Genomic DNA, 26,123 nt, shown 5'->3' with positions numbered 1-26,123 from the left:
AATACACTGAATAAGTAATTTTCCTAAGTTTAGTCTGATTCTACCTAGTCACAGCATCACTGTGCCGCTAGAATATGAAATTTACTGTACCTATTCAGTCCGGTTAATCCAGTTATAGTTCCAGCCGAGGAGTTTTCATTGTCACATCTACCTCTAGTCGTCGGTTTCGGTGGAATAAATCCCGCAGGTCGCACATCATTCCATCATGCTTACCGCCGTTTAATTTTTGATAAACTGGATCAAAAAAATCAGCGAGACATCCTATTAGGCTTAGCCACATTGATGGGGCTAGCGTCCTATGAAGACGGCCACTACTTCAATAAAGCCGGTGAACAATTTCCCCTAGACGCACTTATTAACAACATAAAAGAGCAGCTACTTAACTCAACACTAATTCGCCGCATTGAAGCCGATAGTTTTGATATTAACAAGGTTACTTTTAATAAAGCTGCCACATTAAAAAATACTGATAGCAACAACATCTGCTTTACATTACGCAAGCGTCATCTACCCAACATCATCCCTGATAACTGGTCGATTTCGACAGGCAATGGTCAAGAAGTAGAAGTAACGGTTACTGGAAGCCTAGACGCGATATTTCCAGATTTTAAAACAGCTCAGGTACAGTCTGCTGGGCAACTGCCTTCTGGCTTTCAACCCGGCAAGCTATACCAATCTAGAAACCACCCCCGCAACCTGCAAATGACCGTTTTTAGCGCCTCAGATGCATTACTCTCGGCTGGCATCCCTTACGAAGATATCTTAAATCGAATTTCTCCAGACCAAATTGCCGTATATGCTAGTAATTCTATAGGACAACTGGATGACTTTGGTTTTGGCGGGCTGACTAAATATCCGTCTATTGGCAAACGCACCAGCTCTAAACAAATGCCGCTAGGCTATGCTCAGATGCCAGCAGACTTTGTGAACGCCTACATATTAGGTAACGTAGGGGCTACTGGAGGAGCGCTAGGTGCATGCGCAACCTTTTTATATAACCTGCGCAGCGGTGTTCAAGATATCCGCTCAGGGCGCAGAAAAGTTGTCTTAGTCGGCGGTAGTGATGCGCCCGTAACTCAAGAGGTTATTGAAGGCTTCCGTGCGATGGGGGCTTTGGCTGAAGATAAAGACTTACGTAACTTAGACAAACTAGCTGAGCTAACGGATAAAGATTACCGTAAAGCTTGCCGTCCATTTGGTGACAACTGTGGTTTTACCATAGGCGAATCTAGCCAGTTCATTGTCCTGATGAGTGATGACCTAGCGCTAGAACTCGGTGCAGACATATTCGGCGCGGTACCCGATGTTTTTGTTAATGCTGATGGCCATAAGAAATCTATTTCAGCACCAGGAATCGGCAACTATATTACGCTAGGCAAAGCAGCTTCTCTGATAAAAAACATGCTAGGCGAAACATCATTACAGCAACGCTCTTACGTTCAAGCACATGGCACGAGCACTCCACAAAACCGAGTAACCGAATCACATGTTATTAACGAAATAGCGAAAGCATTCGATATTCAGTCTTGGCCTGTCGCTGCCATTAAATGCTACCTCGGACACTCTCAAGGCACCGCCGGTGGCGATCAGCTCGTCACATCGCTTGGTACATGGGCATACGGCTACATCCCAGGCATCAGCACTACCGATGAAGTTGCTTCAGATGTACACCAATCAAACCTATTGTTTTCTCAACAACATATGGAGGTAGGTGTTCTAGGGATGGATAGCGTCATTCTTAACTCAAAAGGCTTTGGCGGCAACAATGCCAGCGCTCCCATGCTCGCCCCACATATTGTAAAACAAATGCTATTAACCAAACACGGCCAAAACAGAATGAGTGAATGGGAAACGAAAAAGGTTATCACCCAAGCACGAGCCAGTGATTATGACCAGCAAACCACTTTAGGTTTAACTAGGCCCATCTACCATTACGACCACAATGTGCTAGCGGGTGATGATTTAGAAATTACAGCAAGTAGTATTCGCCTTCCGGGTTTTGAAAACAAAATAGACCTAAATTCAGGAAACCCTTTTAGCGATTACACTACTAAATAACCCTACACCTAGAGAGAAGATTCATGAACAAGCTGTTTGCCTCACTCATACTACTGACGATGACTCTTCTCAGCGGGTGCTTCTCAACAAGCGCTCTTATACCAGAGAAAAAAGACAGCAGCTTTTATCTAGTCGATACAAAAGAGGGAAGGCTGTGCAATGGGAATACTGGTTACTGTGTGCGCTTGAGCCTCGTGGCTAGCCAAAACGGCCAGCTCGATTCATTTGAAAAAGCCTACCAACAAAAGATCACCGGCCCTAACTACCCTCGCAGCTTAATGATTATTCTTCTTAAGCCCGCTGATAGCAGTTATCGCGCCACCAATCTAGACACTAACGGCAGGTTATACAGCCTACCTAAGAACGATAAAACAAACACAGCATGGAAAGCACTAAACGACCTTTATCGAACAGAGTACCAATAGGTTTTATTGCTGAGTAAAACGACTCTAGGCGCCATCTAACTTAAGTAACCGCGTAGCATTCGCGGTTGTTATTGCTGCGATGGCTTCTATAGTCTCAGGTCTCAAACCTGCTACTTCCTTAAGCACATCAACAACAAACACGGGCTGATTTGGCTCCCCCTGCCGCCCATACAATGGCATATCAGGTGAGTCCGTTTCTAACACAATTGAATCAAGCGGTAACGTTTTAGCCAAGTGCCTTATCTTATTAGCCCGAGGATAAGTCACGACCCCACCAAACCCCAATTTAAAACCCATTTGTATGTAGCGTGCAGCTTGAGCAGCCGATCCGCTAAACGCATGGACAATTCCGCCCTGCTCAAAACTTATTTCTCTAAGGGTTTTCAGCATAATGTCATGTGCTTTTCGTACATGTAATAGAACGGGTAATTGATACTCTTTAGCTATCTTTAATTGTGCTTTTAATAAAGAAATTTGAGCTACTGAATCATAACCATCAAGATAGAAATCTAAGCCAATTTCACCCACGGCACAAACAGGCTGAGACTCAATATATTCCGCTAATCTCTCTAAATCAGATAGTTGGTGCTCCTGCATAAAGCAGGGATGAAGCCCTAATGCGAAAGATACATGTGGGTAAAGGGAAGCCGTATCAATAACTCGTTGAAAGCCTTGATACGTAACAGCAGGTATTACGATATGCCTCACGCCAGCAGACTGTGCACTTTGCACAACCTGCTGGCGTATTGCATCAAATACAGGAAAATCCAAATGACAGTGACTATCAATAATTTGTAAGCCAGCCATCAAAACCCTCCTTAGTCTCTATTACTACAAAAAAGCTTAATGCTCTCGTGTTGCACGGAACTGTACATCAGGCCAACGTTCTTGAGTCAAGCTCAGGTTCACACGAGTTGGGGCTAGGTAAGTTAATAAACCACCACCATCTAATGCGAGATTTTCGTAACCTTTTTTACGTAAATCTTCGAGCATTTTATTGTCATTACACTCTACCCAACGGGCTGTTTGAACCGATATCGGTTCGTATTTACAATCGACTTTGTATTCATCTTTTAAGCGGAACATAACGACTTCAAACTGCAACTGACCAACAGCACCTAGAACTAGGTCATTGTTTTTAAGCGGTTGAAATAACTGCACAGCGCCCTCTTCAGCTAGCTGCTGCAGCCCCTTCTGTAGCTGTTTCGCTTTAAGTGGATCTAGTGGCCTAACACGCTGGAACATCTCAGGAGCAAAATGAGGTATACCGGTAAATTTTAAGATTTCGCCTTCGGTAAAGGTATCGCCAATTTGAATAGTACCGTGGTTATGCAAACCAATAATGTCACCTGACCAAGCTTCTTCTACGTTCTCACGGTCCCCCGCAAGAAATGTCACTGCATCAGCAATACGTACATCTTTGTTAATACGCGTATGCTTCATTTTCATACCACGGGTATAGCTACCTGAGCAGATGCGCATAAAAGCGATACGGTCACGATGCTTAGGGTCCATATTGGCTTGAATTTTGAAAATAAAGCCAGAAAACTTACGTTCATCAACAGCCACTTTTCGAGTAGTTGTTTCACGCGCAATCGGCGCAGGCGCCCACTCAACAAAATCATTCAACATCTCACGAACACCAAAGTTACCTAAGGCTGTCCCAAAGAAAACCGGTGTTTGTTTACCCGCTAAAAAAGCTTCTTGATCAAATTCGTGGCTAGCGCCTCGAACAAGCTCTATTTCATCAACAAAATCATCATAGTCATCGCCTAAAAGCTCGCGTGCTTCAACAGACTCTAGGCCATGAATCTTTGTATCATCCGACAATACTGCGCTTTGCCCAGCTTTGTACACATGAATAGTATCAGTATAAAGGTTGTATACACCTTTAAAAAATGTACTCATTCCAATTGGCCAGTTAATAGGGGCGGCCTGAATTTTCAATACTTCTTCAATTTCATCTAACAACTCAATTGGATCACGAATATCGCGGTCCATCTTGTTAACAAACGAGAAAATAGGCGTATCGCGCAGCCGACAAACATCCATCAACTTAATAGTGCGATCCTCAACACCCTTCGCACCATCTACAATCATCAAAGCACTATCTACCGCCGTAAGGGTACGGTAGGTATCTTCGGAGAAATCTTCATGGCCGGGTGTATCTAGAAGGTTTACAACACGATCATTCCAATGAAACTGCATCACAGAAGAGGTAATAGAGATTCCACGATCCTGCTCCATCGTCATCCAATCAGAAGTTGCATGACGATCACTTTTTTTACCTTTGACCGTACCAGCCTTTTGAATCAAGTTACCCAAGAGTAATAATTTTTCTGTAATGGTTGTTTTACCAGCATCCGGGTGAGAAATGATCGCAAAAGTCCTGCGCTTAAATACTTCTTGCGCAATAGCTGAATTAGACATGAGATAGAGTCTTCTGAGTTATGCATAGGTCAACAGCCTGAGACTAAAATTAGCCAGCAACTAACGTCAACCCGCATGCGTTAAATAGGATTACCGACTATTTTCGCCGATATAGGAAAGAGAAACAATCTAAGTAGAGTGCTTTCACATATAGATTGCTTGATCAGTAGTACTTCTCCAAATTCTGCAACTCAAGATCCTATCCTTAAAAACAGCCTCCTGATAATAAAAGCTCGCAAGAAACGTCTGCTTTGTGCGTCAGATAATTTTACAGCAAAAAGTAATATGCCTCCAAAAAGCAACACTTAAAATTATAATTGCTTATATTTACAAATGATTACATGCCATAACAAATTATTGGTACGCCATGTGCATGAACCTTTTTGCATAGTTTCGTTGGAATTTGTGATGCTGAAGGAACCTCCTTCAACACAAAATTCAGAAATGGCGGAGGTCCAGCATGAAAACTGCATTAAAAAAAATAATCATAGCAACAAGCATAGCAGGCTCACTCAGCATGGTTGCGGGAACTGCAGGCGCTTCCCATTTCCGTGGTGGTGCATTGATACCTAGTGTAGACGCAAACGGCTTATTGACGATTCAAGAAACCACTTTTTGGCGAAAGACCTTTGTTGCTCAGCTAGGTAACGTAAGTGTTACAGGGGTCGGAACAGCAACAGCAACCCCAACAGTCGTCGACCAGTCTGATAGCCGCTATGCGGTGGTAACAAGAACACATAGCATACAACTAACTTCGGCAGGCACATATGATATTGGTGGTGGTAGCTGCTGCCGCGTAAGCTCTTCAGGCTTAGGAAATTGGGCTGGATCAAGCTTTGACCTTGATTCTCGAATTGTCTGGGATGGTACAACAGCAACCACTCCTATCAACTTCACATTCTCGACCATCCAACCCGAAGTGAGCCGACTAGCAGGGAGTGATTACTCTCAAGGACTCAATGCGACCTCTCCTGATGGCTTAACATTAACCTACAATCAAGACTTAAATGTAAATATTAATAGCCAAGTTCCAGGATTTACCGTTGACCCTACGACAGGACTAATGACAATCGTGGGCGATGTTAACCGTGCTCAAATTACCGATCACACTGCGGCCCAAAACCCTGGTGCAGACGCAGCATTTAGCGGCAATATCATCGCTAGCAACGGCTCATTTGTTGAGTTTGACTGGATGTTTGATGGTGTCGATGCCGCCTCTAACCAAGCGCCGGTTGTTGCTGATGCTATAATAAATGCCTTAGTGGGCCCAGGACCTATATCTCATATCTTTACTGCCTTAGATGCGGAAGATGGCGCTTTACTGGCTGGGGCATCTTGGGATCCTAACCTCGTACTTGGTGCCGGTTTTATTCATGCATTACCAACATTTAATACTGCGACCCAAACATTTTCTTGGGACACTACTGGCTATGCGCCAGGTACTTATTTAATTCAAGCACGTGCATTTGATAGCCAAAATGTTGGTGATTTTGGGTTATTAACAGTAAACCTTAGCAACCCAACCAACCCGCCAACAGGTATCCCATTACCAGGAAGTATTTTCCTATTTGGTCTTGGTTTGGCTGCTCTTGGCTGGAAAAGAAAGCACTAACTAGTTAATTAGCTATACTTATTAAAGACCGCGTTAATTCGCGGTTTTTTAGTCTTTACAACTTACAAAGTGGTAACTCTATGGCTATTGAGAGTATTAAAAACGGTTTAATAAATTACAAAGCGCTTGCTGCAGCATTCTCACTATTATGCTCTTTTTCTACTCTATCATTAGCGTCAAGCGACACCACACAAAAAGCTAATAACCCCAGCTTTACTAGCATCACAAAACACGTAAAAGCAGGAGTGGTAGTAGAGGACTGTTTACTCGTAAAAAAAGGAAAGCGTATAAAGTACAAATTCACTTCAAACTCTCCGCTGAGCTTTAATTTTCATTATCATGATAAAGCTAAAGGAAAAACCATCTACCTATATGGACCACAACAAGTGTCGGGAAACTTCGCTGAGAACACCTATGAAGCACAAAAGACACAAATAATGTGCCTAATGTGGAAAAACAAAGGAAACACTAAAGCTAAATTAAAATACTCTCACTGGATGACTTAAAGTCTAAAGCAACTCTGTTTTAAGTAGCTTCCAGATTTATCAATTGAGCTCTGCCAGATGTTGATTAACTTGATTGATTAAAGGGTTAGACAAACCTTTCGACAGAGCCGATTTCAAATACACTACGGCTTCTTTCTTACGTCCCAACTCAATAAGCGTTAAGCCTGCATGGTAGTCTGATCGCCCAGAGTCAACAATCACTGCTGCCGACTCTTTAAAATATACAAGCGCATCTTGAAATTCACCTGAGCGATATAACGACCACCCCATCAAATCTTTAATGTAAGGGTCCTCAGGTAACACCTGATAAAGGATGCCTGCATACTGCGACGCCTCGTCCAGATCTGTATTAGCATCAAGCAAATTACTTGCAAGATTATCCATCGCTTGAAAGTAATCTCCCTTTAACTTTAGTGAGTCACGATACTGTTGGTTTGCCAACTCAATATCACCACGAGCCTGGTAAAGCGAGCCTAGCTCGTACTTCAACTGAGCACTCTTAGGGTTTGACTGCATACCTAGCTTAATAGCCTGAATAGCATCATCTAACTTGTTACGATTATAATTAAAACCTGCAAGTGCAACCCAGCCTTGTAAGTCTTGCGGCTCAGCACTCGTATATTCTTCCAAGTAGCGCTTCTCTAATACTGGGTCCCCTTTTTGTGCAGCCCATTTGGCACCTAAACGATAGGCAGGAGAATACGATTTAGGCTCTCTAGTAAGCTTATCGATAGCATTAACAAATTCATCATCCATGCCTGAAATAGCATAAACTTCTGCAAGACCGAATAAGAAACTATTATTAGAAGGGTACTTCCTCACCAGTTTTCTCATAGTATTAACCGCATGAGAATTCATACTCTCCCCCACTAACAAAGGGATCATCATATTTAATACATTCGCTATATCAGCTTCATGAGCAAGTATTAAAACGCTGTCTAATTCCGCTACCGCTGCGGGAATATTATCAGAATTCACATATAACTTTGCTAACTCGTACCTACCCGAGGCTTCTCCTCCGGGCTCCTTGCTTATTAGTAAATCAAGCGCTGCAATTCCCGCTGTTTCATCTTTATATATACTGGCCAGCCCCATATCTAAACCAAACAAGTTTAAAGGGTTAGCTGAGATATAAGGTCTAAGGGCTTTAGCAAGGCTAGCAGATTTTCTCTTATCTCCTTGCGCTGCATAGGCGAGCGTCAAATAAAAAGCAGCACCTGTGGAAAGCGTATTTGGCTCTACTTTATACCTTGGATACAGTGGCTCAAACATTTCTACTATTGTGCCAAAAGCACCTGTAGCATAGTTATTACGAGCAAGCGCGACATGATATTCTTGGGCTCCTACTTGAGATACGCTTGGAAGTTTAGATAAATAAGCAGCGGCACCAACAACATCACCCGTTTTTTCGGCTACCCAACCTAAGTAACGATTAGCCAGTGCATCATTAGGAGTATATTGCACAACTTGTCTAAGTAGCTTTACCCCAAATTCAACATCCCCATTAATTATTTTTGTTACGCCATATCTTGTTATTACCGACGGCTTTACAGGAGGGAGCTGCATTAATCGGCGGAACGCTTCTTCTGCAACTTTAAAGTTTTTCATCTGCATCAATGAAATACCGGCAAGCTCAAGCGCACCTTTATCCTGATTATTTTTTGCAAGCAAACGAGCAATTCTAAGATTCGCTTCATCGCGTTTACCCGCTTCCATCAATGCCATCAACTCCTGTAATTGTGAGTTACGAGCAAAAGTAGGATCATTTTCAAAGAGCAATAAAGAAGAAACACCTACATCGGGTACATCTTGTTTTAAAAGAGAAGCTTGAGATGTTGAAGCCAACAAGGACAGAAGAATAATTTTAAACAGAATCCGGCACATAAGAACATATTCCTTTGTATTGCGAATCTTTAATACTAGTTATAGCGCTTATTCGATCACTTGAAAAGCATCCCACTTGAAACAGTTTAGCTGCTTTAAATCAAGCCATTACTTAGCTATTGAGTTTCTATCTTTAACTAACAATTCTTATATTCACAAAGAGAAGAATTAAACTGATGCCACAACATCACATGCTAGAGAGACTAAGCACTCCACCAGCCACTAATTCCTTTATATAAAATCGTGATGGCTGATGCACTTGAGATAAACAGCAGTACAGGTTTACTCGAAGATGCACTAATACGGTTATCACAAAGGCGGGCGATGCCAAAGCCAACCAGCACTCCTGGAAGCATCTTGAGGCTTAACAATAGACTACCTATATCAACCCGCCCTTGCAGTGCAAGAAACAATATTGAAATAGGCGTTCCAATAAGAAAAAAGGCAGCAAGCTCATTACGTGCTGTGATTCTATCTACACCCTGATAAACCAGTGCTATAGGCGGCCCACCTACCGATGTTGCTGTACCTATGAGACCCGAGAAAAAGCCACCGACACATAGTGTTATAGAGTTTAGTGTAATTTTGCAGGCATACAGGGATGTTAAAACGGCCATCAATAAAACACAGCCGAACAGTATACTAAGTAGATTGGGAGGGACGCTAACCAATAGAAGAGCACCGCACCAGCAACCGGGAAAGCGCGCAATAATCGCGGGCAGAACCCGTCGCCAACACAGGAGTTTATGCTGATTTAATACCAAGAGTAACGACAGACTAAACCCTAAGATTAGAGCAGGAACTGGCACATAAGCAGGATCAACTAAGTAGAGTATTGGTGCAGCCAGTAAGCCAAAACCAATACCTACCCAGGTTTGCAGAATGATCCCACTCATGACTATCAGCAGCGCTAATAGATCCAATACAGAGTAGCTAATCATGAGTGACTAAAACCAACTTGGATTAGCCTTGAAAGCCGAAGCTCACCTCCCCCCAGCCCCCATCCGCGAACGCTCTGTATTTTCAACTAAGATACCTTCGCCGATTTTGTTGATTTCAGCCCATAGCTGTTCATCAATTTCGATACCATGATCAACGCTATATTCTTTATTTTTCGCCACTTGTGAAGCACTCACATAACGAGCATTTGAGTTCCCTTTAGATTGTTGTAAAGAAGCGGTCAAATCTACACGAGAACTACAGATAATCGTCAACGCTTGTTTCTCTCCAGCCGTCACCTCAAGGCTTGCTAAATTGGTGGTAGCTTCACTGTAACTCGGGTATCGATCACCGGCTTTAATCGCAACAGCATGCTCAGTAACAACTTGGCTGCCATTTTGCCAATAAGCAGCCGCACTTATACCACGCCTTCCGCAGTCAGTTAACGCTTTTAGTACGAACATACGATTGTGGCAATTATGAACCGTAACAGTAGCGATACCACACTCTAGAGCCTTAGCATGGGCCAAATCGACAGAAGCTGCTATACAGTTAAGTGCACTGCGGCCATTACTATCAATAATAGCGGACGTGTTATCTTCATAAACAACAGTGCTTAACGATTTCTCTTTATCTTCTTTTATGTATGAAATTGCTCTATCTAATTCACCCAAACCATTCAGACCGTGCTTTTCAAGCCACAAAATCATATTGGCAGCATCTTCATAATTGCCGACAAAATAACCACTGGCCTCAAAACAGCGCCGCAGAGCAGCTTTGAGTTCTATCATTGATACATGCATAGCGTTCTCCTACTGTGCTGAGGCTTCAGGATTTGATTCGTTCATTGATGCTGCTTGCTTGGGTGCTAATGGCATAAACCAATCGTCATTAAATGTTTTTCCGATATCTTCCAGTAATGGAGCTCCCTGAAACATCGTATTACGAACCCATAAGCGCGATCGAGGATCAAATTTTCCGACACCAAAAAATGCTAATTTAGCGCGTAACAAGTGCATTGGAAGAACATTTCTATCTAGTAAATTGGCCTGTATATCGCCGTATACGCATTTATTCATCGTCTGAATTCTACGCACAATGCCTCGCAATTTAGGGTTAGCCACCATAAAGCGCGCGGCAGTATGCTGAGGGTAAGCTTCTACATACTCGCACAGCTGGTCATAACATTTACGTACGGCGTACCCCACACCTAGCGCCATCTGCTTTTTACGGCCATCTTCTAGCTCCGTGCCACCCAAGCGGGGCTCCATTTTTTCTTCTGAACGGTACCAGAAAATTTCGCGCGCGCCCTCTGCATTAAAATCGATTGCCAACGCCCAGTCGTAACGCTGCTCTATCACTTCTTTTAACTGCTGTACTGGCATCAGAGGATCAAGGTCCAGAAACTCTTCTGCTGTATGATAATCCTCTAGATCATCCACAAGCTCGGGATACAATTCCAACATCATGGAAATCAGCATTTCCTGACCTTGCAAAGAGCAATGCTCTTCACTCCACTGCAATAACTCATTCCAATTATTGAAAGAAACTGCAACACGCTTTTTGAGCGCGTCCATATCTTTAAGGACTTGCTGATTATTAGCGCTCTGCCACTCATCTTCGGTCACAGTTTCGGCAGTATGAACACAACAACGATCAATCAACTTATCCAATTGCTGATAAACATGAGCATCAATTCCACCTAATACTCTAATGCGAGCCAGTGCTAACTCTCGCATTTCAACCCATTGATTAATCAATATCGGATGATTTATTAGATAAGGGGCCATTCCCAAACCGGTTGAGTTACCAATACCAAAGAAACGCTTAATTTCTGGCTGCATCGGCGCAAAAGAAGCGGGAGATTGGTTCTTGGCTATATACTCAGCTTGTAGCAGGCTGAAATTACGTAGCATTAGACAAACAAACATCTCCGCCGCAAAAGGGCGTGCAAAATCGGGGAATCGTGTAGATACCTTCTCCCAATCTGCCATACCTAACTTACCACTGCCATAAACAGCCGTCGTTCGATACAAGTACCCGACCTGTGCAATTTTAGCAACATCCGGCTGTTTTCCTTGAGCCAGTTGATTAACAACATAGTCAAAATTGCGCGCACTGCGGTTGGCGCGCGATAACACAAACACTCGAGAATCTACTCGCCCTGCTTCTTGCTTAGGAACGTTCTGGCGCAGCTTTTCAAGATAGATATCATCAACTTCACCATCCACTAGAGCCATAGTAAGATCCCATTGAGTAGCAATGACACGGTCATTACGATCTTCAGGGGCCAAGTAATCAGAAAATAAAACAAAACTAAACAGGCCATGAGGCGCTTTAACTTCATAAACCACAGTGCCGTAACCCTGTGCATCAAGTTCAAATCGCGATGGTTCAATCTGCCAACGCTCACGCATAATACGGCGGACTAGTGTACGCATAAAACTTAATCGGCTTTGATGCATTGCACCCAAGCGCTCAAGATTCATAACCTGATTAATAGGTCGTAGCGGCAGTGCGTTACCTCCCCTAAGGGCTGCATTGATGGCTGCTGGCGTTGTCATTATTTTTATCCTCGTTTGTTTGCTCACATCTGGTTTCAGAATGCTGATATCAAATCAGCGGCAGCATAGATGTGCTCAAAACCATGACGCTTCTAACCCTCTGCTGGCTTTGTCTATAATCATTATTGACAGAGGAAGCCCACCTTCAAGAAAATCAAATAGAGCAATTTTGCAACAAGGGCTACTTATCATCAGCCAAATAACCAATACCACTCAAATCAAAAGGTTATATCACCCGATAAGCAATACTTATCAAACAACCTTAAACCATTATTTTTCCTATATTAGAGACCCTTTCTTCATCTTCAATTTTGCATAAAATAATTAGCCAATACTGACCTCAATCAACTTTTACTCTCTGCAAGAATAAAATCAACAAGCGCCTGAGCCGGAGGCGTGAGTGACTTATTACTCAATTTAACAATCCCAATGCGCCGCGTAACTTCAGGGGTTTCCAATGGTATGAACTGCAACGTCGTACTTTCTTTAGGGAAGGCATACCAAGGCAGGGTTGTCATACCAAACCCGGCCTCCAGCATGGCAATCAGTGAAATCATATTCGATATATAAAACTGAGAGTGCCCGAGCAATGGCCGCGCCTCAGTATCCTCCAATAGCCGAGAAGTCCCATTACTGATAAGACGATGCTGCCTTAGCTCTTTCCAATGTATACCCGCCTTTCCCGCCAATGGATGGTCTTTTGGGCATACCACGCCAATGCGATCCTCCCAAATAGGTGTAAACACCTTATCGCTATGGTCCTGCTCATGGAACAAATGAGAAATACCAAAATCAACTTGTTGGTTCTCTACCATTTTCAATACGGCATCTGAATTATCATCAAAGAAGCTCACATGAAGTGAAGGAGAGTTAGCGACAAACTTCAACAATATTTCTGGCAATACCCGGCTAGCAATAGAGGGCACTGAAGCAAGCCGCAAGTGGCCTGTTTTGTGCTCTGACAGCAGCATCATATCTTCAGCAATCCGATCATGATGCGCGATAAGCTCTTTTGCTTTAGGCAAAAAATACCTTCCAAACGGCGTTAGCTCAGTTTTAGCCGTTTTGGCATTACGCTTTTCAAACAGCCCTTCACCCAACTTATTTTCAAGGTCACGAATAGATAACGAGATAGCCGGCTGAGTACGGTGCGCTTTCTCCGCAGCAGCATGAAACCCTTTTAATTCAGACACCCAAACAAAGTGGCGAAGCTGAGTCACTTTTAATTCTGGAAGCATGATAAGAAAACCTTATTACTGGATATTATTTATTAATTTTTATTATTACAGCACAAGTTTTATGATCATTCCAACTACATTCGGGAGGTCAATATGTCTGATTCAGTATTTAACAATTACATCGCAGGTGAGTGGGTAGAAGGTAACAATGACAGCGTGGCAAATATCAGCCCAGCCGATACCAGCGACCTGATCGGTCATTATGCTCAAGCAGATAAGGCACAAACTGAAGCAGCTATTACTGCAGCAGCTATTGGCCAAGCCGAATGGGCTAAAAGCGGTTTAGAACAACGCTACACGGTGCTTATGGCCATTGGTGATGAACTTATTGCACGCAAAGATGAGTTGGGTGAATTACTCGCACGTGAAGAAGGTAAAACGCTTGCAGAAGGTGTTGGTGAAACTTACCGCTCAGGTCAGTTCTTTCATTACTACGCAGCCGAAGTCCTTCGCCAGATGGGTGAAACAGCTGAGTCTGTTCGCCCAGGTGTTGAAATCGAAACACGCCGCGAGCCCGTCGGTGTCGTTGGTATTATTACGCCTTGGAACTTTCCAACCGCTACCGGTGCTTGGAAAATTGCACCAGCATTAGCATTTGGCAACGCCATTGTTTTCAAACCGGCCAATCAAGTACCAGCAAGTGCTTGGGCGCTAACAGAAATCATCTCTCGCCAAGGCCTACCAGCCGGCACATTCAACCTAGTGATGGGCCCAGGCTCTGAAGTAGGTGATGTAATGATCCACTCACGTGGTATCAATGCATTAACGTTTACAGGTTCTTTAGAGACTGGTCGCAAAGTTGCCGCTGCTACTGCTGTAAACCTAGTGAAATGCCAATTAGAGATGGGTAGCAAAAACGCGCTGGTCGTTTTAGATGACGCGGACCTTGATAATGCAGTGGAATGTGCTGTGGGTGGTGCTTACGGCGGTACAGGCCAAAAATGCACGGCGTCTTCTCGCTTAATCGTTACGGAAGGTATCCATGACCGCTTTGTTGACGCCGTTATAGCGCGTATGAAAAAGCTCGTTGTTGGCCACCCTCTTAAAGCGGGCGTTCACATTGGTGCAGTTGCCGATGCTCGCCAGATGGAACAGAACTTGCGCTATTTAGAAACAGCCAAATCTGAAGGCGGTACTCTGGTATATGGCGGTGAAGTACTCACAGAAGAAACTGACGGCTACTACATGCAGCCAGCGCTATTCACCGACACTAGCAATGACATGACAATTAACCGCGAAGAAGCATTCGCGCCAATCGCATGTGTCATCAAAGTTAAAGATTATGCCGAAGCATTAGCCACTCTGAACGATACAAACTTCGGTCTGACTGGTGGTATCTGTACGACCTCTTTGAAATACGCAACAGACTTCAAGCGTAACGCTAAAACAGGTTGTGTCATGGTGAATTTGCCAACAGCAGGTACTGACTATCACGTGCCGTTTGGTGGACGCAAAGATTCAAGCTTCGGGCCTCGCGAACAGGGCACTTATGCTAAAGAGTTTTACACCATTGTAAAAACGACTTACATCCGCGCCTAACAGGAGCTGATCAATGAATAGTGCACTGCATAACGATTTGATTGTGATTGACGGTCTGCAATATTCGAACTGGAACCGAGAAATTTTCGAACAGCTACACGAAGGTGGCGTAACGATGGTGCATGCCACCATCGTTTACCATGAACAGATTCGTGAGACATTGCTGCGCATTTCGGAATGGAACCGGCTTTTCGAGCAAAATAGCGACCTCATCATGCCAGTGAAAAGCGCGATGGATATTCGTCGTGCTAAAGAGCTAGGCAAAGTAGGCATCATGTTTGGGGCGCAAAACTGCTCACCCATTGAAGATGATATTGGCATGATCGAGGTAATGCGTGAGCTAAACCTAATGATTATGCAGCTGACATATAACAACCAAAGCCTACTCGCTTGCGGTTGTTACGAAGCACACGACAGCGGTGTTACTCGCTTTGGCCGCCAAGCGATCAAAGAGATGAACCGTGTCGGCATGGTTATAGATATGAGCCATAGCGCAGAACGCAGCACGCTGGAAGCCATCGAAATTTCACAACGTCCCATTGTGATTTCACATGCGAACCCCACTAGCTTTCACGAAGCCAAACGTAATAAGTCCGATACGGTTCTTAAAGCGTTAAGTGAATCAGGGGGCTTGCTGGGCTTTAGCTTGTACCCATTCCATCTAAAAAATGGTCCGGATTGCACGTTAGATGAATTCTGCGACATGGTGGCCAGTACAGCGGAATTGATGGGAATTAATCACATAGGCATTGGCACCGACCTTTGTCAGGAGCAGCCATTATCAATCCTAGAGTGGATGCGTAACGGTCGCTGGTCAAAAGATATGGATTACGGCGAAGGTTCTAAAGCAAATGCGAATTGGCCACGTCCACTTTCATGGTTTAAAGACAGTAGGGACTTCCCGAATATTACCAATGGATTGTTAGCACGTGGTTTTAGCCCTGAAGAGGTAGCTAAAGTCATGGGGCTGAATTGGCTGAACTTTCTGGACGATTCGTTAAAGCCATTAAACCTAGGCGTTTAATAACGGGAGCCATAGGCTTCCACTATTAAATAGATGACCTGATACACCAATAAATATAAGAGATCCATCAGGAGACTACTATGAGTAACGCAACTCAGGCTTCTCTGGCGACAGACACGCCAGATAGCAGCCAAGGTAAATTACTGGCAGGCGTAGATATGCCAGTATTCCTTATCAGCGGTGGAGTAATAGTACTGTTTGCAGTACTAGCACTCTATAACATCGATATGATGTCTGGCTGGGTAAATAGTGCATTTGCAACATCAACAAAATATTTCGGTGCCTATTGGCAAGTATTACTACTGTTAACATTTGTTATCGGTATTTTCCTGACGATTGGGCGCACCGGCGCGGTTGTCCTAGGAGGTTTAAAAGCTCCGGAGATGTCGACCTTCCAGTGGATATCTATCATCATGTGTACCCTGCTAGCCGGTGGGGGTGTTTTTTGGGCAGCAGCTGAGCCTATGGCTCACTTTACCTCGCCTCCGCCGTTATATGGTGGTGAATCGGGTACCACTGCAGCAGCCTACAACGCATTAGCTCAAAGCTTTATGCACTGGGGTTTTCTTGCTTGGGCAATTCTTGGCAGCCTGACAGGTATTGTGTTCATGTACCTGCATTATGAAAAAGGACTACCTCTCAAACCCCGTACCTTGCTGTACCCAGTATTTGGCGATCGTGTCATGAAGGGAGCTTTCGGTGCTATTGTCGATTCTTGTTGTGTACTTGCTGTTGTAGCGGGAACTGTCGGCCCCATCGGCTTTCTTGGGTTGCAAGTAAGCTTTGGACTGGAAAAGCTTTTCGGCATTCCAAACACCTATACAACTCAGGTCATGATTTTACTCGGACTTATTGCCATCTACACATTATCAGCTGTGAGTGGTGTAACCCGTGGTATACAGATACTAAGTCGTGCCAACGTTATACTTGCTGTTGCCCTAATGGCATTTATTCTCTTCTTTGGCCCAACCGCCTTCATCATTGATAGCTACCTGCACTCTTTTGGTATCTACCTGGATCAATTCATTCCAATGGCAACTTTTCGTGCTAGCCCAGGCTGGTTAGACTGGTGGACAGTTTTCTTTTGGGGCTGGTTCCTAGGCTATGGCCCATTAATGGCAATGTTTGTAGCACGTATCTCTCGTGGCCGTACTATTCGTCAAATGATCTTGCTCATCTCCATTGTTGCACCGGTTATCACCTGTTTCTGGTTCACCATTGTAGGCGGTAGCGGCTTAGCATTTGAGCTAGCAAACCCAGGTGTTATCTCTGAGCCTTTCACTGGTTTCAATTTACCTGCCGCCTTGCTAGCTATTACTGAGCAGCTACCTATGGGTTTTGTGATCTCTGTACTGTTCTTGATTCTGACTACGATTTTTGTCGCCACAACCGGTGACTCAATGACCTACGCAGTATCTATGGTAATGACAGGGACTGACCACCCTAAAAGCGCTGTACGCGTGTTTTGGGGCATCATGATGGGTGTTGTTGCTGCACTACTGATCTCTATAGGCTCAGGTGGTATTTCAGCACTACAGTCTTTTATTGTCGTGACCGCAGTTCCAGTATCTCTGGTGTTGCTACCTTCATTATGGACGGCTCCACAAATCGCTATAAAAATGGCGGATGAACAAGGGCTTTAATTGCCTGAATTAAGCAAGGGGCCTAACTCAGGCTCCTTTTGCTTATTAGAAATAATTACTCACATTCATGTTTTAAATAAAGTGGTAACCCATATGAAAACAGCTGTAAAAACAGACCTCTTTGCCTCAGCCGCACCACTAGAGTGGGCTATTATCGCTAACAACCAATTCTATACAGCTCAGATCCCTATTGATGTAAACGGGAAAGTTGTTGAAGGCGGTATTGAAGCCCAGGCACGCCAAACGATGGATAACTTAAAACACACCATTGAAGCAGCTAAACTGACTATGGATGATGTGACGCAAGTCCTAATCTATGTCACTGCTCGCGAGCAACTACCTATTTTCAACAAGGTCTATGCAGAATATTTTGCAGCGCCCTATCCAAACCGTGCAGCAATGATAGTCGCTGGGCTTGCTCGCGAAGAGATGCTGTGTGAAGTAGTTGTCTACGCTGCAGTACCGCAGTAATACACAGCTTAGCTTCCAATGCTAAATTAGTAATAGTCAACCTCAGACTAATTACTGCTAAACCACTAATCACAATAAAAGAGTTGTGGTTTAGCAGTGCTGTTTTTAACATCCGCAAATCTTAGGCACTGACAACCACCGCGACAATTTGTCTCAATCTGCAACGCAGTACTTTTCAGTTATAATTCGTCCTAACCTTACTTTGGAGCAGGACGTGGCAGGCAACCATCAACAGTTATTGCAATTAACCTACATTCGCTTTGTTATCCTGTTTTGTCAGTGTTGCGCGGTTGCATTTGCACTTCTTTATTTAAGAGTCGACCTCAACCCATGGGCCACCGGCTTAGCATTGCTGTTATTAGGTTTATTGAACCTAATAACCTACGCACGTCTTCACTCTTCTTGGCCCGTCACTCAACCCGAGTTTTTCACTCAGTTACTCGCAGACGCCATTATTTACGGCTTTATACTGTACCAATCAGGTGGAGGCACTAACCCCTTTATTTTTATGCTGTTGATCCCCCTAATCATTACAGTTATGACACTCAATAACCGCTATATTTGGATGATGGCTATCACAGTAACGGCGATATACGGCTCCTTACTGGTTTACTATGTCCCGGTGGTCACAGCACTATCAGAACACCAGCACTCACTAACTTCTCTTTTTAATTTTCATATGTTGGGGATGTGGTTGAACTTCATCCTTACTGTGATTGTTATTACCTATTTTATTGTGCGCATCAACCGTGCTCTACAGCGTCAACAACAAAGCCTTATTGAAGAGAGGGAAGCCAAAGTCCATCACCAACAAGTACTTGCGTTAGGAACCATGGCAGCAGGCACTGCGCACGAGCTCGGTACGCCTCTTAGTACCATGAGTGTTATTTTGCATGAGATGCGGACTGACTCTACGCTATCAGATGAACACAGGGAGGATATTGATACCCTCCAGCAGCAAGTTCAAACCTGTGCCGATAAACTACAACATATGGCGCGCTCTGTTGCCGAAGAGAAAGACAGCGAAAAAACATCGCTAGCAACAGAACTTCTTGATGAAATCATTGAGCAGTGGAATATCACCCGCCCAGATGTAACTTACAGCGTTAGCATTCAAGAAGACCTTCCACCGGATTTGCGCAATACAACCGCATTGCGACAGGCTATTTTAAATCTCTTAAATAATGCCGCTGATGCCTGCCCTAAAAATATTGAGATATCGTTACGCTGGGAGCCAACGGCTATTTGGTTAACTATCCGAGATTATGGCGCGGGTTTATCGGTTGAACAGACAAACACCTTAGGCCAGCCTTTTATCTCAACCAAGGGTAAAGGTTTAGGTATTGGTTTATTCCTCACCTCGACAACGCTCGCCCATTATGACGGCGACGTTAAACTCTATGCTGCACAGGGTAAAGGTACAATCACTGAAGTTCGCTTATCCCGGAGAAGTGTTCATGGCTGAACAACAAAAGTTTTTAATTATCGATGATGATGCCACTTTCACACGCGTATTAGCACGCGCCATTACAAAGCGTAACTTTAATGTAAAGGTTGCTCGAAGCGCCGAAGAAGCGCTTGAAGTAATAAAGAACTGGCTACCTGATTTTGTATCACTGGACTTAAAAATGGAAGGAGCCTCAGGACTAACAGTTATTCAACCATTAAAGCTAGCACACCCTATGGTGCGCATCGTCGTTTTAACGGGCTACGCAAGCATCACTACCGCGGTTGAAGCCATCAAGCTTGGTGCAACACAGTACTTGCCAAAGCCAGTCAACGCAGACGAAATTCTGCATGCTCTTGAGCAAAGCGATGCCGATGAAGAGGTTGATATATCCAACCAGCCCATGTCAGTTAACCGACTAGAGTGGGAGCATATTCAAAAAGTGTTGAGTGAAAATAATGGCAATGTTTCAGCCACAGCGAGGGCGCTAGATATGCACCGCAGAACCTTACAACGCAAGCTAGCCAAACACCCCGTTAGACAATAATCGGGGCATTAACACGTTATTGCTCATCAATATACAGACGTGCATTAAAGGTTCTTATCCAGTCGGGATAAAACACCATTATTCCTGTCATCAGAATGCCATTCATTAATCCCTCAGGGAACATGATCAGTGGTAAGTAGTTAATATATTCGTGCTGAATTTTACTCCACGGATAAACCCCATCAAGCCAGAGTATGGTGGACACAGCGACACCCGAAACAGCAATCACCACGCCAGCCCCCATAAAGCCACAGATGAACAGATAGATAAAAAAGTTCTTTGGTAACTTTTTATCCACCAGCCGATGAATCCAATACGTTAGAAATGCAGGAATAACAACTAAGCATAAGCCGTTGACGGCAAAACCTTGCCAACTTTCTTTACCCATCAACGTCATCCCTAATAAAACCAATGACCCTGAAAGTATCGCCAAATCCCACCCTAAGATGAGAGTGAGTGCTGTAACACCGAGAAAATGGATGCTTAATCCCGGCGAAATACCAGCCCTCATACTCCACATAAGTAACAACAGCACCGTTGCACCACAGAATAGATGCTGTAGCCCTCTGTTATTGACAATGACTTGCCACGGACTACGCCACAGCGCAAACATAAGTGCACACAGATAGAGAATATCTGCTATCCACAGCCACGAACCTGAAAGAAGACTATCTGTAATATTCATATCAAAATCATTAATTAAGAAAGAGCTTATATTGAGTAATTCTACGCTTTTCTAATGAATATAAAATGCTTGGAAAGCAGATCTAAGTATAAATAAAGTCTAGCTTGCTCACCGATGAGAAGGAATATAGTGCAATGGCACAGCTGTTGTATCAATCACTTTACGCATAATGAAAGCAGATTTAACGCCAGTAACGCCTTTAATACGAGTGATCTTTCCTAATAATATATCGTGATAACTATCCATATCCGGAACCGCAACTTTAAGCTGATAATCGGCATCATGTCCTGTAATCAAATAACACTCCATCACTTCTGATATTAAACTGATCTCTTTCTCAAATGTCTCAAATCGTTCTGGAATATGTTTATCCATGCTTATGTGCAGCAAAGCTATGAGATTCAGTCCCACACTACGCTCGCTTACTCGAATAACACGATTAGCAATAACACCAGAATCTTCCAAATGCTTTACTCGGCGCGAGCACGGCGCAGCCGTTAAGCCAATCCGTTCTGCTAATTCCTGATTAGACAACGATGCATCCCGCTGCAGTTCACGCAATATTGTTATATCAAAACGGTCCAACTCAACACCTAACATCATCAAAACCTATAGTAACGCAATTAAAATCAATATTTTAAACCAAATAGTTACATAAATTTGCGTAAACAAAAAGCATTCAGCAACATTAGCAAGGTAATTGCGCAGCAATCTACGTAAACTTTGTGTCATTGAATAACAGACCGGTATCTACCCGATTTCCGGCGAGAACGTAATCAAAAGTTATATATCTCAGCTGTTTTTTCATCGCTTACCCAGCGACTCTCTGCCCCACAAGAGCAACAGATATTCAGCAAGCCCTGCCGCACTTATATAGCGAATCAGGGCTTTGCCAGCCATTGTTTATGTGAATTTTTTACTCACTGTTTATCATTACATTCAGGAAACCGGTTATGTTTGATCATCGCAAATATCGTCCTTTCACTCCGATTCGCCTTTCTGACCGCACTTGGCCAGATAAACAGATTACATCAGCGCCTAACTGGTGCAGTGTGGATCTTAGGGATGGTAACCAAGCGCTGATCAACCCAATGAATGTTGAACAAAAAACACGTATGTTCACTTTATTGGTTAAATTAGGGTTCAAAGAAATTGAAGTCGGCTTCCCTTCAGCATCGCAGCCTGACTTTGACTTTGTACGTAAGTTAATTGAAGAAAAATTAATTCCAGATGACGTCTGCATTCAAGTATTAACGCAGGCTCGAGAAGAGTTAATTAGCCGCTCATACGAGGCACTTGAAGGCGCAAAGCAAGCGATTGTGCATGTATACAACTCAACATCCACTGTACAGCGCGAGCAAGTTTTTGGCTTAGATAAAAATGGCATTAAAGCGATTGCCGTCCAAGGCGCTAAGTGGGTACGAGAATATGCAATGCAATACCCACAAACAGCATGGCGCTTCCAATATTCACCTGAAAGCTTTACCGGCACCGAAATGGAGTACGCGGTAAAAGTGTGCGATGCCGTTATAGAGGTGTGGGCGCAAGATAAAGGTCGTGGCATGATTATTAACTTGCCAGCAACCGTTGAAGTATCAACGCCCAATGTTTTTGCCGATCAAATCGAATGGTTTTGTCGCAACATAAAACAACGTGATCTAGTAGAGATCAGCTTACATACGCATAACGATCGTGGCTGTGGCGTGGCTGCTGCTGAGTTAGGAGTTATGGCAGGAGCCGATCGTATTGAAGGCACATTAATCGGTAATGGCGAGCGTACCGGCAACATGGACATCGTTACCATGGGAATGAATTTATACTCCCAGGGGATCGATCCTGAGTTAGATTTCTCTGACATTAAAGAGATTATCAATGTTGTGGAATATTGCACTGAGCTACCCGTAGCAGCTAGACATCCGTGGGCAGGAGAACTCGTTTACACTGCATTTTCTGGTAGCCATCAAGACGCTATTCGTAAATCCATTAATTACCATGAAGAACATAATCTAGACTTTTGGGAGGTAGCCTACTTACCTATAGACCCAAGAGATATTGGTCGCGAGTATGAAGCCGTCATACGCATCAACAGCCAAAGTGGTAAAGGCGGCGTTGCACTTGTGTTAGAACGAGATTATGGCATTACCTTGCCAAAATGGATGCATGCAGAACTTAGCAAGGTCGTACAACAGGCAACTGAAACCTCAGGCGAAGAAATCTCAGCAAAAACAATTAAAGCGCTCTTTGATCAGCACTTTACAGCCAACTCCGGGCAATGGTTGTTAAATGGTTACGACCTACATACAGGCGACGGGCATATAAGTGCGCAGTTTGATATAAACCACAGCCAAAATATGCTTACTGGTAAAGGTACGGGAGCGGTTGATGCTCTGTGTAATGCTTTAGCTCAACAGTACTGTGTCGCTATTGAAATCTCTCAATTTGATGAGCACTCAATGGCTCACGGCAGCACTGCTCATGCTCAAGCTAGCGTGGCATTAACCATCAATGGCGATGCGTACTCTGCAGTAGCCATAGCAGAAGATACATCTGGAGCGGCTCTTCAAGCCGTGTTAACAGCATTCTCTAAAAGCAACACACACCAGATGAAAGGCGCAGCTTAACGCGCTTCTCATCCGGTGTTATTACTAAGCGGATCTTTATAATCAAATCAACCACTAGCCTAAATAATAATGGTTTTTCGTAGTTTCTTTGCTATAACTTTATAGAGTTATATTCAATTCTACTTAATTGAGTCTTTAGTTTTGTTAAAGGCTCAAATACTAACTAATAGGCGTTCTGCATGCAGATATTAGTTGTTGATGACAACAGATTAATACGCGAAATGGTTAGCGCCATCATCACACATGAAGGCTACACTCCTTTTTCAGCCTCAGGGGCAGAAGAAGCTCATAAAGTCCTCGATAAAACGGACATTGACCTCATTCTCATGGATGTGGAAATGCCAGATATAAACGGCTTTGAACTAACACGTCAAATTCGTGAACGCTTAAAAGAACAATGGCTTCCTATTATTTTTCTTAGCGGACAAACCAATGATCAACATTTAGCTGAAGGTATTGATGCTGGTGGCGACGATTACCTAACAAAGCCCGTTAATAGCGTTGTACTCAGTGCTAAAATACGTGCAATGTCACGTATTGCACAAATGAAAGCCGCACTAGATGAAGCAAACCAGCAACTATTGAAGCTCACACATGTTGATCCATTAACAGAAGCAATTAACCGTCGTGGTATGGATGAGGCTCTTGACCGAGCATGGAGAGTAGCTCAACGAGAAAAAACAGAATTATCCATCGTTCTCTTAGATATCGACCACTTCAAATCTTATAATGATAACTATGGCCACCCTCAAGGGGATGAATGCTTAAAAACATTCAGCAAACTGCTACAAGCACAATTATTTAGACCTGCTGATTTATTGGCTCGCTATGGCGGTGAAGAATTCATGATCATCTTACCCAACACTCCCGTTGAAGGTGCAAAAATGCTCGCTGATAGAATAATTATAGATTTAGCTAAAAATAAAATTTTGCATGATTTTTCGCCTACCTGTGATCATATAACGGCAAGCCTAGGTATAACATCAACTCGATTCGGAGCGAAAAACGTCGCCTCATTAATTGAGCAAACTGACAAAGCTCTCTATGTCGCGAAAGAGTCAGGAAGAAATCAACACATATGCTTTGCTGATATGCTGACAGGAAGCACCACCCACTTAATCGATACAAAAGCGAGTATTAAATAATCTGGTAACTATACAGCAAGGCATCTTCTCGCCCTTGTAACGAGGTGTAATAGCCCTTGCGACATCCATCAAGCACGAAACCAAATGACGTATATAGTTTAACGGCCGCAGTATTGGTTTCTCTTACTTCTAGCATCAAACGGGTAATACCCAAATCCTTCAGCCTGTTTACTAATTCATGCAACAGGCTTGTCGCTAAACCGAGCCCTTGAGCTTTGGGAAGAATAGCAATCTGATAGAGCTCCGCCTCATCTAACACACTGCTAACAAGCACAAAACCGAGTAATTCTTTTGATATACTTACTGCCAAATTTAAACAACGCGGATTGTTCAATTGGCTTTTAACTTGCCCTTCACTCCAGCACTCCTCTGCAAAGAGCCGTGTTTCAATAGGCATAATAGAGGCAATATTACCTTCACATAGAAGGGAAAATTCAACCATCGGTAGGCAAGACTTTCTGGAGGTCATTCCAAACCTCTTTCTTACATTCAGGGATCTGAATCATTTGCGTCAAACTTAAAGAAGTTAGCGCTTTAATTTGGCTCGTGTAATTGAAAACTACGGCACGCAGCTCATCTAAGCTTTCAGAGCGCTGCATAGACATCTGCGCAGCAGGCTCGCCTAAAAACAACAATAGACGTGGTTTAGCCAACGATAAAAGCTTCTGTATTTTATGATTCACAGCCAATGAGGCTTCCGCCTTCCCTTGGTCCAATGAGCTACCCGCCAACATCGGCCAAGCAAGCACATAAGGTGTAGCCAATAGCTCAGCACTTAAACCCATGGCCCTGACCATATTTGCACAAAGGGCTTGGTACTTCTCTTGTGTAACTCCACCTCGACTCAGTAAAGGAAGGCTGTCAATGACCAATACATCTTTATACAGCCAAAACCCCAAACGAAAGCGCGGTGCTTTCTCTTTATTAACACGCGCTTCGATCGCTAACTGCGGGATATCAATGGGAGTAGACGCAGCACGAACCTCAGCGGAGTGACGACTACCATTTAAACCCGCCGCCTGCGTTTTGCTATTAATGCCAGTAGGCGCAACACTAGTCGAAGACAACTGCAGAGATTCTGCCGTCACGGGTGCTATATGAGATTTCTTCAGTTCGGAAGAAATCGTATCAACATTAGACTTAACGCCTGTAGCCCCAGCTACGTCATTATCTAGATCAGTATCAGACGCAAAGTCTTCATCCTCGTGCCCATACAAAAATTGATAAACACTGTCTGGCGAAGACTTAGCACCCGACAATACAGCACGAGGCAACCAGCTGGTCACCCCCATTGCCGCCAAATATCGATGGCGACGCTGCTCTAACTGCTCCGACGACATGATCA

The 26,123-nt window shown here is 43.7% G+C and carries 23 protein-coding genes; 12 read left to right on the top strand and 11 right to left on the bottom strand.

What is annotated here, in order from left to right; genetic code table 11:
- Positions 1-138 precede the first annotated feature (138 nt).
- The gene (locus tag NEJAP_RS02870; protein ID WP_201349211.1) at positions 139-2,058 is read left to right on the top strand and encodes a beta-ketoacyl synthase; all 1,920 of its coding nucleotides are present in this window, start codon (positions 139-141) and stop codon (positions 2,056-2,058) included.
- Between the two features lie 23 nt (positions 2,059-2,081).
- Positions 2,082-2,483, top strand: a complete 402-nt coding sequence (locus tag NEJAP_RS02865) for a hypothetical protein (RefSeq protein ID WP_201349210.1) — start codon at positions 2,082-2,084, stop codon at positions 2,481-2,483.
- A 24-nt stretch (positions 2,484-2,507) separates the two neighbouring features.
- On the opposite strand, the gene NEJAP_RS02860 is transcribed toward NEJAP_RS02865, so the two are convergent.
- Positions 2,508-3,290 carry a TatD family hydrolase gene (locus tag NEJAP_RS02860; protein WP_201349209.1) on the bottom strand — a complete coding sequence of 261 codons (783 nt, stop codon included), beginning with the start codon at positions 3,288-3,290 and terminating at the stop codon, positions 2,508-2,510.
- Between the two features lie 36 nt (positions 3,291-3,326).
- Positions 3,327-4,913 carry a peptide chain release factor 3 gene (locus tag NEJAP_RS02855; protein ID WP_201349208.1) on the bottom strand — a complete coding sequence of 529 codons (1,587 nt, stop codon included), beginning with the start codon at positions 4,911-4,913 and terminating at the stop codon, positions 3,327-3,329.
- A gap of 460 nt (positions 4,914-5,373) precedes the next feature.
- Between NEJAP_RS02855 and NEJAP_RS02850 the strand changes: the two genes are divergently transcribed.
- Together NEJAP_RS02850 and NEJAP_RS02845 are read left to right on the top strand one after the other, a co-directional pair.
- Positions 5,374-6,525, top strand: coding sequence for a PEP-CTERM sorting domain-containing protein (locus NEJAP_RS02850; RefSeq protein WP_201349207.1), 1,152 nt, complete (start codon positions 5,374-5,376; stop codon positions 6,523-6,525).
- Between the two features lie 80 nt (positions 6,526-6,605).
- Positions 6,606-7,031 (top strand): hypothetical protein, encoded by a 426-nt coding sequence (locus NEJAP_RS02845; protein WP_201349206.1) that lies wholly within the window; start codon positions 6,606-6,608, stop codon positions 7,029-7,031.
- Between the two features lie 39 nt (positions 7,032-7,070).
- Here NEJAP_RS02845 and NEJAP_RS02840 read toward each other — a convergent pair whose 3' ends face one another.
- The 5 genes from NEJAP_RS02840 to NEJAP_RS02820 form a co-directional block, all read right to left on the bottom strand.
- Positions 7,071-8,915 carry a tetratricopeptide repeat protein gene (locus NEJAP_RS02840; RefSeq protein WP_201349205.1) on the bottom strand — a complete coding sequence of 615 codons (1,845 nt, stop codon included), beginning with the start codon at positions 8,913-8,915 and terminating at the stop codon, positions 7,071-7,073.
- 203 nt (positions 8,916-9,118) lie between these two features.
- Positions 9,119-9,856 (bottom strand): sulfite exporter TauE/SafE family protein, encoded by a 738-nt coding sequence (locus NEJAP_RS02835; RefSeq protein ID WP_236591039.1) that lies wholly within the window; start codon positions 9,854-9,856, stop codon positions 9,119-9,121.
- A gap of 42 nt (positions 9,857-9,898) precedes the next feature.
- The gene (locus NEJAP_RS02830; protein WP_201349204.1) at positions 9,899-10,657 is read right to left on the bottom strand and encodes a DUF3726 domain-containing protein; all 759 of its coding nucleotides are present in this window, start codon (positions 10,655-10,657) and stop codon (positions 9,899-9,901) included.
- 9 nt (positions 10,658-10,666) lie between these two features.
- Positions 10,667-12,418, bottom strand: a complete 1,752-nt coding sequence (locus NEJAP_RS02825) for a hypothetical protein (RefSeq protein WP_201349203.1) — start codon at positions 12,416-12,418, stop codon at positions 10,667-10,669.
- Positions 12,419-12,762: 344 nt separating this feature from the next.
- Positions 12,763-13,656 carry a LysR family transcriptional regulator gene (locus NEJAP_RS02820; RefSeq protein ID WP_201349202.1) on the bottom strand — a complete coding sequence of 298 codons (894 nt, stop codon included), beginning with the start codon at positions 13,654-13,656 and terminating at the stop codon, positions 12,763-12,765.
- 93 nt (positions 13,657-13,749) lie between these two features.
- On the opposite strand from NEJAP_RS02820, the gene NEJAP_RS02815 reads away from it, so the two are divergent.
- From NEJAP_RS02815 to NEJAP_RS02790, 6 genes are all read left to right on the top strand, one after another.
- A complete protein-coding gene (locus tag NEJAP_RS02815) occupies positions 13,750-15,195 on the top strand; it encodes an aldehyde dehydrogenase family protein (protein WP_201349201.1) in 1,446 nt (481 codons plus the stop codon).
- A gap of 13 nt (positions 15,196-15,208) precedes the next feature.
- A complete protein-coding gene (locus NEJAP_RS02810) occupies positions 15,209-16,219 on the top strand; it encodes a dipeptidase (RefSeq protein ID WP_236591038.1) in 1,011 nt (336 codons plus the stop codon).
- Positions 16,220-16,299: 80 nt separating this feature from the next.
- A complete protein-coding gene (locus NEJAP_RS02805) occupies positions 16,300-17,862 on the top strand; it encodes a BCCT family transporter (RefSeq protein WP_201349200.1) in 1,563 nt (520 codons plus the stop codon).
- A 93-nt stretch (positions 17,863-17,955) separates the two neighbouring features.
- Positions 17,956-18,333: a RidA family protein gene (locus NEJAP_RS02800; RefSeq protein WP_028468078.1), complete on the top strand. Its 378-nt coding sequence runs from the start codon at positions 17,956-17,958 to the stop codon at positions 18,331-18,333.
- Between the two features lie 214 nt (positions 18,334-18,547).
- On the top strand, positions 18,548-19,798 hold the full coding sequence (locus NEJAP_RS02795; RefSeq protein ID WP_201349199.1) for an ATP-binding protein: 1,251 nt from the start codon (positions 18,548-18,550) through the stop codon (positions 19,796-19,798).
- Complete coding sequence (locus tag NEJAP_RS02790; protein ID WP_201349198.1) at positions 19,791-20,327, top strand: response regulator transcription factor; 537 nt, start codon at positions 19,791-19,793, stop codon at positions 20,325-20,327. The genes NEJAP_RS02795 and NEJAP_RS02790 overlap by 8 nt, the downstream gene beginning before the upstream one ends.
- Positions 20,328-20,343: 16 nt before the next feature.
- On the opposite strand, the gene NEJAP_RS02785 is transcribed toward NEJAP_RS02790, so the two are convergent.
- Entirely contained in the window at positions 20,344-21,012 is a 669-nt protein-coding gene (locus NEJAP_RS02785; RefSeq protein ID WP_201349197.1) for an energy-coupling factor ABC transporter permease, read from the bottom strand.
- A 108-nt stretch (positions 21,013-21,120) separates the two neighbouring features.
- The gene (locus tag NEJAP_RS02780) at positions 21,121-21,615 is read right to left on the bottom strand and encodes an Lrp/AsnC family transcriptional regulator (RefSeq protein ID WP_201349196.1); all 495 of its coding nucleotides are present in this window, start codon (positions 21,613-21,615) and stop codon (positions 21,121-21,123) included.
- 350 nt (positions 21,616-21,965) lie between these two features.
- Here NEJAP_RS02780 and leuA point away from each other — a divergent pair, with 350 nt between their 5' ends.
- Positions 21,966-23,633: a 2-isopropylmalate synthase gene (gene leuA, locus NEJAP_RS02775; RefSeq protein ID WP_201349195.1), complete on the top strand. Its 1,668-nt coding sequence runs from the start codon at positions 21,966-21,968 to the stop codon at positions 23,631-23,633.
- 179 nt (positions 23,634-23,812) lie between these two features.
- Positions 23,813-24,778, top strand: a complete 966-nt coding sequence (locus tag NEJAP_RS02770) for a diguanylate cyclase domain-containing protein (RefSeq protein ID WP_201349194.1) — start codon at positions 23,813-23,815, stop codon at positions 24,776-24,778.
- On the opposite strand, the gene rimI is transcribed toward NEJAP_RS02770, so the two are convergent.
- Together rimI and NEJAP_RS02760 are read right to left on the bottom strand one after the other, a co-directional pair.
- Entirely contained in the window at positions 24,771-25,247 is a 477-nt protein-coding gene (rimI, locus tag NEJAP_RS02765; protein ID WP_201349193.1) for a ribosomal protein S18-alanine N-acetyltransferase, read from the bottom strand. The genes NEJAP_RS02770 and rimI overlap by 8 nt on opposite strands.
- Positions 25,213-26,118 carry a hypothetical protein gene (locus NEJAP_RS02760; RefSeq protein WP_201349192.1) on the bottom strand — a complete coding sequence of 302 codons (906 nt, stop codon included), beginning with the start codon at positions 26,116-26,118 and terminating at the stop codon, positions 25,213-25,215. Before NEJAP_RS02760 ends, rimI begins: the two co-directional genes overlap by 35 nt.
- Between the last annotated feature and the right edge of the window lie 5 nt (positions 26,119-26,123).

This window comes from Neptunomonas japonica JAMM 1380 (assembly GCF_016592555.1).
GTDB lineage: Bacteria > Pseudomonadota > Gammaproteobacteria > Pseudomonadales > Balneatricaceae > Neptunomonas > Neptunomonas japonica_A.
Note: the sequence above shows the minus strand (reverse complement) of the source record. Positions and strands in the feature narration are given on the sequence as shown.